The following is a 10,733-nucleotide window of genomic DNA, read 5'->3' on the forward strand; positions in this document are numbered from 1 at the left end:
AAAATTTTTATATTTCCAGCTGCAAACATCTCTTGCAAGGCAAAATATTGCAATAGTGTACCGGGCGACCAGCGCTGGTATTCCGGATCGTGCCCTACGTATTCATATAAGGCGACGCCTTCCTGGATGGGGCAGAAAATATAGGCAATGGGATTTTTCTGGTAAAAAAGTATATACCCCCGTGCGCTGTCTGCTGTGGCGAGTGCAATTATGCTATCCCGAAAATCCTCGCCTGCTGGCAGGCCGCAATCCAGTAACCGCTCCTGATAGGTTTTTTGCGAAACTGCCAATGCCAACTGGTGAAACGCCTGCATTTCATCTGGTCGCTGGTATTCCCGCCAATCGATCTCTCCGCCACAGAATTCGGTAAATTTTTTAATTTTACGCATGAGAGTATTTCTAGATTTGGCGGAAAATTTTTTCAAATATGCATCAAATGTTCCCTCTAGCGCTACCCAATAACGTTGATAGCTTGTCGGGACATAGCGAATCGCTTCCGGCAGCAAACTTATTCTTGGCAAGGGTACTTCGATAGGATGAGAGCGCATCACGGCAACATCAGTCGAGTGCGAAAACCATTCCGCAAGTGCTGGCGGTATCGCTAAGTACGTTGGCAATTGAGTGAAATGCGTTTTTAGCACATACCCTGGTAATTTCCACGAGAGAAACTTCATCTCTCCCAGGCGGGCAGTGAAACGAACAGGCTGTTGAGTCCAGTTTTCCATCAGGCAATTCGTGCCAGTGCCTGCTCGGCATAACGCCAGGCGGTATGGCGTATACGGGAACGTAGCATCTCCGCTTCCTTTATTTCCGGAATAGTTGAGGTGTCTAGTGTGGAAAAAGTTGCTGTACAAAATTTATCCGTATGCCCGGCAAGAAAACCGCACAAACGCTGAAATCGATCGATGTTGCGTTTATCCGGCAAACAAGGCGTATCAGGGTTTCTGTTTTTGACCAGCTCAAAGCCATGCAGCACAATTACAAACGAAAACCAGCCTGCTTGCCACGCATCAAGCAGCGCAGTTTTCATTTCATTGAAAGAGCAAGCTGCCAGCTGAGCATGACGTTTATGGCCGGGGTAATCTTGGAAAAAAGAGACGGGAAATTCCCACACACCTTCTATTCTGGAGGGTTGTAACAAAGTTTGATTCAAGTCTATTTGACAGTCCTTCTCCAGATAACAGGGGTTGTAGCTGCTATCAAACGACAATCCGTTTTTTGCGGCTGCGCGCAAGGTATCCCGGTTTGCGCCATAACTGCCTGCCCGGAATGCGCGCAAATCTACTGCACCAGCGGCTTGCAGGCTGCGCATTCCTTTAGCGATCAATGCAGTTTGTTCATCCAGTGTGAACTGATGCATATATTGTTTAAAGTGGGTAGGGATAGTCGGATCATGGATTTCACTAAGCCATTCGGTATGCAGATGCAGTTGCACTTCCTGTCCATTGTGTTGAATGAGATTGACGATATCGGCAAGATGTTGATTGCCAGCACGATCTGCAAAAAGTGGCTCCAGAAAGAAGGTTGCTTTTAATCCATGTTGATTCAGTTGTTCGATCTGATAAGGCAGGCCAAAATCACCCGCTGCAGTTTTGCCATATATACATGCGGCAATTTCAGCTTCAAACTGTGTTTTATTTGCTGGTAGCGCTCGTACCGGCCAGCCATCGGAGTATGGCCATATTTCAGTATCGACTGTCAAAAAAACATTCAGCATGGGTATTGCTTTAACTGACGGTTACCTACGACCGGTCACCAACAAGGTAGAAGAATTGCAAGGCGGACTAGGCCACCTTGCGCAGATGTCCGGCAGATAACTCACTATCCTGACCAAAAGTATTGCGCAAAAAAGATTCAAACATCAATAGTGTCCAGATTGGCGCACTGAAATCACGGCGCCCGGATTGATGCTGATCGAGCATTTGTTTAATAAATGCCATGTTAAAGATACCCGTATCAGCAAGTGTGTTGCCCAGTAGTCCAGCGCGTACACGCTCACGCAATGGCCCACGAAACCAGCTGGCGAGCGGTACGGCGAAACCCATTTTATTGCGGTACAACACCGTCTGTGGTAAATACGCTTCCAGCGATTTTTTCAGAATATATTTGCCTTCCTGCTGACGCAACTTCAATGAGGGTGACAGTCCGGAGACCCATTCCACCAGTTCATGATCGAGCAGTGGCACACGCACTTCCAGTGAATGTGCCATGCTGGCGCGATCTACTTTGGTGAGGATGTCACCAGCCAGATAGGTTTTAATATCCAGATACTGCACCAATGACAATCCATCCTGTGTTGGACTGTTGGCTGCATAATCCCGTAATACTTCCACTGCCTGATAGCCTTGCAGGCTGCTGCGAAACGCGGGTGAAAACAGTTGCGCTCGCAGTTCATCCCCCAGAATGGATACGCTGTGGAAGTACCCCTCTACGGAATCGCGTGCAAGTGATTCAAACGTTGCCTTGGCACGCAGAAATCTTGGCGCCCAGTCGGCTTTGGGGTAAAGCTGTCCCAGCATTCCAAATAGTGGACGACGCAACCCGAGTGGAAGTTTCGTACGCAACTTTTCTTCCATCATATGCCATCGGTAGCGGCGATAACCCGCAAAATTTTCATCACCCCCATCGCCGGATAACACAACTGTCACATGTTTTTTAGCCAGCTCGCACACACGGTAGGTTGGAATGGCGGAGCTGTCCGCAAAAGGTTCGTCATAAAGCGCAGCCAGTCGATCAACCAGTTCGAAATCATCCTGCGCGACCTGTTCGACAAAATGCCGTGTTGAATAGCGTGTTGCTACCTGCTGCGCGTATGCTGACTCATCAAACGCAGGATCAGGAAAGGCGATCGAGCAGGTGTTGGTCGGCTGATTCGTTGTTTCAGCCATCATCGCCACGACTGCACTGGAATCCACGCCTCCGGAGAGAAAGGCGCCCAGTGGAACTTCGCTCATTAATTGACTGTTTACCGACTTGCGCAGTTGAGCAATGAGCGTCTCCTCGACTTCCTGCTCACTTTGTATTTCCTGACGAACAAATGGAACATCCCAGTACTGCTGAGGCTGTATGGTAGTTTGCCCTCGCGTCAGTTTCAGGAAATAACCTGGTTTAAGTTTGAAAGTGCCATTAAAAATTGTCCTGGGTTCAGGAATATAACCATAGGCAAAATATTCTTCGATTGCCTGATGGTCAAATGTTCTGTTCAATTCTGAACAGGCAAGCAATGCTTTGAGTTCTGAAGAAAACAAAAACAGGCCATTATTCAGTAAGGAATAGTAAAAAGGCTTGATACCCAGGCGATCACGCGCCATAAAAAGCGTTTGCCGGTTTCGATCCCACAGGGAAAATGCAAACATGCCATTGAAGCGATCAACACAACGCTCCCCCCACTGTTCCCAGGCATGTACGATGACTTCTGTATCGCAATGGGTACGAAATTGATGGCCGAGCGCAGTCAGTTCCGCTACCAAAGTCTGAAAATTATAGATTTCACCGTTAAATACGACGACAACACTGCCATCCTCATTGAACAGCGGTTGCTGACCGCCGGCGACATCCATGATCGACAAACGGCGATGTCCTAAACCTAGACCAGGTTCGATATGTATAGCGCCTTCATTAGGCCCGCGATGTATCTGAGTCTGGTTCATCCGTTCCAGTAATCCGCGGTTGATTTCACCACCACGCGTATCAAAAATTCCTACGATGCCACACATGTTTTCACCCTGTTAGAAATAAATTCCACCACTATTTCTGATTTTTTGCTGAATGTAGACCTTCCCTGATCGCTGGCATCATATCCGCAACAAACTGACGCATAGAGAAAATAGCTTCTTGTGGATCAATCTCATAATTAGCAGCAATAATGATTTCTGCACCATCATCTCCTTGCCCAAATAACTGGCTAATTGCCATTAAAAATTCAACCATATAGGGATTACTGGTTTCATAATCGCCAAGCCACCACCAGCGCCAGGTCAACAGTCTGTCAGTAGGCGTACGTAATTGATTCTGTGTGACGGTTAACTCAGTATTGTCCACGGATATATTTTGTTTGGAGTTACCTACATTACTCCAGCCGCTGTTACTATCAATCAGGATGTTGCCATAATTGATCAGCTCGCTGCCTTGTTTCTGGTTACGGTAATAAGTTACGTAGATGCTGACATGTTGGTCATTGTTGCTGTAATGCCCAATATATTGCACCGGTGTGCCCACATAAACCGGTGTCCAGTCAGACAATGGAGCTATTTCAGACCGCCATTTATCAGAATGATTAATAATATTAAGGGTTGGGATTGACTGCTGGTCAAGAGAAGTACTTAAGTGCTGCGCATATAACGGCCAGATTGCAGTAATGACCGTAATTAATCCGGCTATTCCCAACGTTGCCTTGCTCGATACGCTTGATTGAGAAGTGTCTGTTTGTCCAGTACGAATAGCCGGTTTAATCAGTTGCTGATCCTCGCGCCAGAATGAGCCTGCCCAGAATAACAGCAGCATTACTATTCCAAAAAAGATCCAGCCATAAATTAGATGATCTACTCCAACCGCTAAAGTCATGCCGCTGAGGTGACCTGTCATAACAATAAGATAGGCACGTAGACCGTTGGCGATGATCGGTACAATAATCGACAATACAATAAATATGATGCGCCTGCTCAGGCTCTGATAGGTAAGGTAGGCATAGAGTGTCCCTAATGTCACCGAGGCAATCAGATAACGCACGCCGCTGCAGGCTTCGACCACTGACCAGTTGCCGCTGGGGATGCTAAAAAAACTACCTTCGCGATAAACAGGAATGCCGGTTAGCTGAAGCGCGCCAACTGTAAAATCAGCGGTAAAGTCGATCAGCGGTGGGATGAGGGAGTCTCCAAACGGTACCGCGAATAACAAATAGGCGAGCGGGAAAATGGTTGCAACAAAAATTTTGCTGCCGAGCATTGCCCACACAATCACTGGCAGCATCGCAACCAGAACATATTGTTGCACAATCATAACACTGGCAAGCGTAGCCAGTAACCAGCCAAATCCTAATCCGACCAACAATAAAAGCGGCAGATAATCTGGTTGAACAGGTATGGTTTTCAGCGTCTCTCGTCTGTTCCAGATCATGTACAGACTGAACGGGATGATCAAGAAACCATGGGCATAAGTGTCAGAGCGCATCCAGATTTCCACGATCGACCAGGCCGTTTCATGATAAATAGCCAGAACCAGCGTGATAACTGCCAATGTCAGCAGGAGGCTAATACCTTTATTGGTTACCTCGTCATGCGCAACATTGGGGAATTCGATTTGTGTCGTCATGGTGAGCAGATTTCCAGAAATTCTATTAGCCAAATAAACAGAAACGGATTTTTATCGTCCAGCTTGAGTATCGCAAGTTGTTTCAAGGATAGTATCCAATCGCGACAGACTGTTATGCCAAGTATAATCTGCCATGATCCGGCTACGGGCAGCCCGGCCTAAAATCACCTCATTCCCATTCTCCAGAACCGATAATACCTGATCAGCGAATTCAGTCTCGTTATCCGCAACCAGTAACTCTTTTCCACGGGCCGCATTAATTCCTTCAAGTGCTTGCGAGGAAACGATAACCGGTTTTTGCATCGCCATTGCTTCTAGTACTTTGTTCTGGATGCCGCGGGCGATTCGCAGCGGCGCAACTGCTGCTGCTGCATGCTGCAAATAGGGCCGAATATCTGCGACCATGCCGGTAACACAAACACCTGGTAAGTTTGCTAACAGCTGTACGGCTTTGCCTGGTTTGGCGCCTACGATATAAAACCAGGTATCCGGCTTATACGCGCGAATGGCAGGAAGTACATGCCGAGCAAACCAGTCTACCGCATCAATATTTGCCCAGTAGTCCATTGCACCAGTAAAAACCAGTACTTTAGCTTCAACTGGATAAGGATTGGGATAATCTCGGCTGGGTGAAAAAAAATCGGTATCAACGCCGTTATTGAAGAAAGTCGTTTTTTGTGCACATTCCGGGGCAAGTTGACGAAATAACGATGCCTCCTTTTCGGAAACAAATGTTGCGTGATCAAATTCGCTAGCGATACGTCTTTCATAATTGAATAAACTGTCTGCTTCGCGGCGGTAAATCCAACTGAATGGCCACGGTTTTGATACAGCATATTGTCGCCATTTATCAGAATCGACATCGACAAAATCAATGATACGTCGGCCATGCTGATTGTGATCAACATATTGCGCCATGGCAGCAGAAAATATGACGCTGACCGACGTGGCTCGTTGTTCAAAAATTTGTGCCACCCATTGTTGTAATTTTGTATTGCGATAATAGGCCAATGTCAATGGATCATTACCCAGTAATGCAAACCCACTCCTGGCACGGGCAACCAGTGGATCAATCCCCACAATACAAGTGTCCTCGCAGTATGATCTGACTTTATCCACGTGCTGCCAGTCCTGCTCGTCATCAACAAATGTCCCGAGAAAAACCCGATAGCGCTGGCTTAGATGTTGCAAGAGGTGGAATGAGCGAATCTTGTCACCCTTGTTTGGCGGATAGGGAATACGATGTGTCAAATACAGCAGGCCTTGCATCACGATCAACCGAGATTTCTGTTGATGTGGGGACCAATCAGATTCGCCAAAGCTAGTGGCATTTTCTGCCAGGCTTGAATGAATAACCGATATCTCGGGTTTAACGGATTGATTTCTGGCATGGTTTGCTTGCGATGTAACTGATATTCATAATAAAGCTGCTCCGGTTCAAACCCCCAGTTTTTTTTAAAACTGTAAGAACCCGTACCTTGCTTGCTGCGTCCGAAATCAAAAATCCGATAACCACGCCCACAGGCGCTTCGCATCAATTCCCAGTACATGAAATCATTGGCCGCCAAGTCTCTGGCCGCGTCCGTTCCTCCGCCATAATATGGCAATACTTCATCACGAAAGTAGAAACTCATTACCGCACTTACCACTTTGTCAGCATGAGTGATAACCATTACTTCACAATCCTCTCCAAATATCTGTTTGAGCAGGCGGAAATATTTCCTGGAAAAAACTGGTGTGCCCAGACGATGCAAGCTGAAGGAATACGCTGTAAAAAAACGTTCCGTCGATGGTTCCACACAAGCCTGCAATCCATGTTTGATGCCTTTTCTCACCATTGCCCTCTGTTTGCGGGGAATCGCAAGCAAATTTTGCTCAACATCAGGATCCATCACTTTACGGAAAGTAACGTACATATCTTTGGTCGGCCAGCCCGGATGCTGCGGTTCGCGCAGGCGGTATTCCAGATAATCGACGTTGAGGTGGCTTGCCAGAGATTGGGCTGCCTGATCAAGTTTGCTGTGTGCGCTATCGGATACGGCTGCAATACCACCATACGCACAGAATGGCAGCGCACTGAGACTATGCCCAAAAAGCAGACTATTGATTTCTACCAGCGGCAATACGCCCTGGATCTGGCCATTCTCCTCAGCATAGAGGAACCAGGTTTTATGCCCGAATGCCTGTTCCATTATTTGTTGCCAACCAGCACGATGGAAAAATGTGGCCTGTGGGCAACGCACGACAAAATCATCCCAGGCGGGGTATTGCGCCTGCGTCAGTATGGAAACCTGAGACAAAATCTCTGGTAGCGATCTTTTTGTACCAGGCACAGATAGTTTGATCGCACTCATGCCGTATCCTTGAGAAAAATATGATCCATCCGCCCCCAGGCAAACTGTTGTGTCAATAAGCGTAGCCGATCCTCCATCCGCCCCAGGTTGACATAGTGCCGGAATCGCGTTTTAAAACCTATCCCTTTCACTCGCGGCTGGTCAGGATCAATCTCCCAAGGGTGAAAATAAAAGATGGCTGATTGTTGATCATTTTGATTAACGGTTTGCAAAAACCAGCGAGATAAAAAATAGGGCCAGAAACGGAAGTAGCCACCACCACCAACTGGAAAATTGCGTCCCAGCATGCGCACGGTAGTAACGGGTAATTCAAGCAATCGTCCAGATTGACTGGGATGAAAAGCAAACCGGGGTGCTTCAGGCATACCATAGTGATCGTGTATGACAGGGTAGATGCTGGAACTATATTGATAACCTGCCGCTTCAAGACAGTCCAGTGCCCATAGGTTTTGGTCATTGATCGAGAAGCTGGGTGCACGATAGCCAATGACTGCCACAGACCCGATATCCTCAAGCAGTTTTTTGCTGTGAGCAATATCATTCTGAAACTGCTTCTGGTCTAACTCGGTTACTCGATGGTGGGCATAACCATGACTCGCCAGTTCGTGTCCATTATCTACAATTCTTTTGGTCATCGCTGGATAGCGTTCTGCTATCCAGCCCAGCGTAAAAAAAGTTGCGTGTATCTGGCGTTCGTCCAGCAATGCCAGAATTCGGTCGATATTACGTTCCACTCGGCATGGCATTCTCTCCCAGCTAGATCTGGCAATAACAGGAGCAAAAGCCGATACCTGAAAATAATCTTCAACATCAATGGTCAGTGCGTTGATCATGATGGATTCTGTTGCAACTGGCATTAATCCAGTCGATCTGCTGAAGTTGAAATATCAAATTCTTTTTTGATATCCAACATAACTTCATGTGCTTCAGCTTTACCAAGAATTTGAAGGTCCTCCAGGCACCCCATGATGAGCAGACGATCGCAAAACTGATTGATTCTCCTGGGAATTCCGGCGGTAAATTCATGAATTACATCAAAAATCTCATTCTGAAATGCTGGATTCTCATTCCAGCCAACTTTTTGCAATCGGTGTTCAATATATGCCCGGGTTTCTGACTGATCAAGTGGCCCAAGATGATAGGTGGCAATCACTCTTTGCCTGAGCTGTTGCATGTGACTACCAAGCAGGGTTCTCCGGAATTCAGGCTGGCCCAGCAAAAATGTTTGCAGCAAGGGGCGATTTTGTGTTTGATAATTGGACAACATGCGTAATTCTTCGAGTGTTGATTGGCCAAGATTCTGTGCTTCATCAACGACTAACAATGCTCGTTTTCCCTCCCGCGCGCATTGATGTAAAAACTGTTCCAGCTCCAGCAACAATTCTGCTTTCGACAGATTGCGATACGGCAAACCAAATGCTGCTGCTACCATGCACAGCGCATCATCTGCATCTAGATTGGTGTTGGTCAGTTGCGCAACGACAATTTTTTCCTGCTCAAGATTCTGAAAAAGATGACGCATCAGCGTAGTTTTACCGGCCCCCACTTCGCCAGTAATAATAATAAAGCCATCTTCTTGCGACAAGCCATATTGCAAATAAGCTGCGGCACGTTTGTGTCCTTTGCTGTCAAAAAAGAAATTTGCATCGGGCTTAAGCTGAAATGGTTTGCCGGTAAAGCCGTAATAATCAAGATACATAGGGTTTGATCTTTTTAGAAATTCATGTTTAATGCGGCGGTAATAGCGTTCGCACTAAAATCATTGCTGAAATTATTAGTGTTTTTAGTTAACCGCCGCAGATGGCGATAGAGGAGGCTCGCATTTATTTTTTCAGACAGTTGCTTGTTAATCCCCAGCGTAGCAATAATATTGTCATTTGTTTGGCTGGTAGCGTTGAACTGAAATTGAGTGTAACCAAAATTAACATTTATATTGGTTCGTGGACCCAGGCGATGATTCCACAAAACATTGCCACCCGTTTGTCTCGTATCCCGGGTTAGTAATGCATTTTGTAATCCGATCAGATCTGCATCTTCCTGATCAGGGCTGAAGGATTTTCTAGATAACGTAAATACCCGAAAAATCAAAGAATTTTTTCGTCCATTCAGTGTTAGCGATGCTTGAAATCGCTTAAGTAAAAACAATCGATTGGTCAAGAAATTATTAGGGTCGGAGACATTCAATGGTAATCCCTGATTCAGTAGGTTCGTACTATCACCGAGACCCGGTAGCTGCCCTAGAGAACCTGCATCCAGGATTGCACCACCAAGCAATGATTGTTGACCAAACGTGGTAATATCTTCGACATAGCTGGCATTCCATAATGTACGGCGAGTCCGATGATCGAATGATCCGGAAAAAGTCTTTCCAAAGAAACGCTCACCAGCCGACGCGCTGAGGTTTGTTCTGCGGGTTGGCGCCCAGGAGAAGCCTGCTGTCCAGAAATGGCTGGATGGTTTCCCCCGAATTGATATGAAGCTGTTACGTTCATAGCCACCCGTGCCGATTAAGCTGAACTGAGATGTAACAACATATCTCAGCGTACCAGTTGTTCGCTCCAGTTCGATTTTTCCCAGATCCATGCCAGCGCGCTTACGGCTGATTTCTGTGTGAGTATAATTTATGCCCCAGCCAAGTGTTCTGAATGCCGATCCGCTATTTAGCGAGGCAATGAAAGCATCACTGGAATTATTGAAAAAATTACGTTGACTTGAGCTGACGCCACTACGGGCATAGCGAACCTCGCCAGAAGCCAGATTCTTGAAACGGTGGCGCGCATAGGGGCTGATGCTCCAAGTACGGATATTCCGCGTATTTCCACTCAGATTGGCGTTATCCGGCGCTTGTGAACCAAACAGGAAGGCATTCTGCTGTAAAATAGCAGCACGCCCATCCACAAAAAACAGATCTCGGAGTACTTCGGTAGTTCCGTTGCTGTTTAACTGATGCCGAATCAGGGTGCGCCCACTATTCGCAAAAAACAGATTGTTCAGGGTATAGTTGGCATTGGCGTTGAAGTGGCGCCCGTTACCAGTCAAACTCACACCGGGATTGATCTGTGTAATAAA

At 46.7% G+C, this 10,733-nt stretch carries 9 protein-coding genes; all 9 read right to left on the reverse strand.

The window, feature by feature from the left end:
- On the reverse strand, positions 1-725 hold a 725-nt coding region (locus NSMM_RS10930), incomplete at its 3' end, for a GNAT family N-acetyltransferase (RefSeq protein WP_090287411.1).
- A complete protein-coding gene (locus NSMM_RS10935; protein ID WP_090287413.1) occupies positions 725-1,717 on the reverse strand; it encodes a polysaccharide deacetylase family protein in 993 nt (330 codons plus the stop codon). The genes NSMM_RS10935 and NSMM_RS10930, both read right to left, overlap by 1 nt.
- 67 nt (positions 1,718-1,784) lie before the next feature.
- Complete coding sequence (locus tag NSMM_RS10940; RefSeq protein ID WP_090287415.1) at positions 1,785-3,716, reverse strand: XrtA/PEP-CTERM system amidotransferase; 1,932 nt, start codon at positions 3,714-3,716, stop codon at positions 1,785-1,787.
- Positions 3,717-3,747: 31 nt separating this feature from the next.
- Positions 3,748-5,310: an exosortase A gene (gene xrtA, locus NSMM_RS10945; RefSeq protein WP_090287417.1), complete on the reverse strand. Its 1,563-nt coding sequence runs from the start codon at positions 5,308-5,310 to the stop codon at positions 3,748-3,750.
- Positions 5,311-5,361: 51 nt separating this feature from the next.
- A complete protein-coding gene (locus NSMM_RS10950; RefSeq protein WP_090287427.1) occupies positions 5,362-6,579 on the reverse strand; it encodes a TIGR03087 family PEP-CTERM/XrtA system glycosyltransferase in 1,218 nt (405 codons plus the stop codon).
- 5 nt (positions 6,580-6,584) lie between these two features.
- Positions 6,585-7,664, reverse strand: coding sequence for a FemAB family XrtA/PEP-CTERM system-associated protein (locus tag NSMM_RS10955; protein ID WP_090287419.1), 1,080 nt, complete (start codon positions 7,662-7,664; stop codon positions 6,585-6,587).
- On the reverse strand, positions 7,661-8,521 hold the full coding sequence (locus NSMM_RS10960) for an XrtA system polysaccharide deacetylase (RefSeq protein WP_090287421.1): 861 nt from the start codon (positions 8,519-8,521) through the stop codon (positions 7,661-7,663). Before NSMM_RS10960 ends, NSMM_RS10955 begins: the two co-directional genes overlap by 4 nt.
- The gene (locus tag NSMM_RS10965) at positions 8,521-9,363 is read right to left on the reverse strand and encodes an XrtA/PEP-CTERM system-associated ATPase (RefSeq protein ID WP_090287423.1); all 843 of its coding nucleotides are present in this window, start codon (positions 9,361-9,363) and stop codon (positions 8,521-8,523) included. Before NSMM_RS10965 ends, NSMM_RS10960 begins: the two co-directional genes overlap by 1 nt.
- A 14-nt stretch (positions 9,364-9,377) precedes the next feature.
- Positions 9,378-10,733, reverse strand: a 1,356-nt coding sequence (locus tag NSMM_RS10970) for a TIGR03016 family PEP-CTERM system-associated outer membrane protein (RefSeq protein WP_090287425.1), incomplete at its 5' end; no start/stop codon positions are given.

This window comes from Nitrosomonas mobilis (genome assembly GCF_900103035.1).
In the GTDB taxonomy this organism is placed as follows: Bacteria; Pseudomonadota; Gammaproteobacteria; order Burkholderiales; family Nitrosomonadaceae; genus Nitrosomonas; species Nitrosomonas mobilis.

Coding starts and splice junctions, on each gene's coding strand:
- NSMM_RS10940 (WP_090287415.1), bottom strand. CDS start 3,716: ATGTGTGGCATCGTAGGAATTTTTGATACGCGTGGTGGTGAAATCAAC.
- xrtA (WP_090287417.1), bottom strand. CDS start 5,310: ATGACGACACAAATCGAATTCCCCAATGTTGCGCATGACGAGGTAACC.
- NSMM_RS10955 (WP_090287419.1), bottom strand. CDS start 7,664: ATGAGTGCGATCAAACTATCTGTGCCTGGTACAAAAAGATCGCTACCA.
- NSMM_RS10935 (WP_090287413.1), bottom strand. CDS start 1,717: ATGCTGAATGTTTTTTTGACAGTCGATACTGAAATATGGCCATACTCC.
- NSMM_RS10965 (WP_090287423.1), bottom strand. CDS start 9,363: ATGTATCTTGATTATTACGGCTTTACCGGCAAACCATTTCAGCTTAAG.
- NSMM_RS10950 (WP_090287427.1), bottom strand. CDS start 6,579: ATGCAAGGCCTGCTGTATTTGACACATCGTATTCCCTATCCGCCAAAC.
- NSMM_RS10960 (WP_090287421.1), bottom strand. CDS start 8,521: ATGCCAGTTGCAACAGAATCCATCATGATCAACGCACTGACCATTGAT.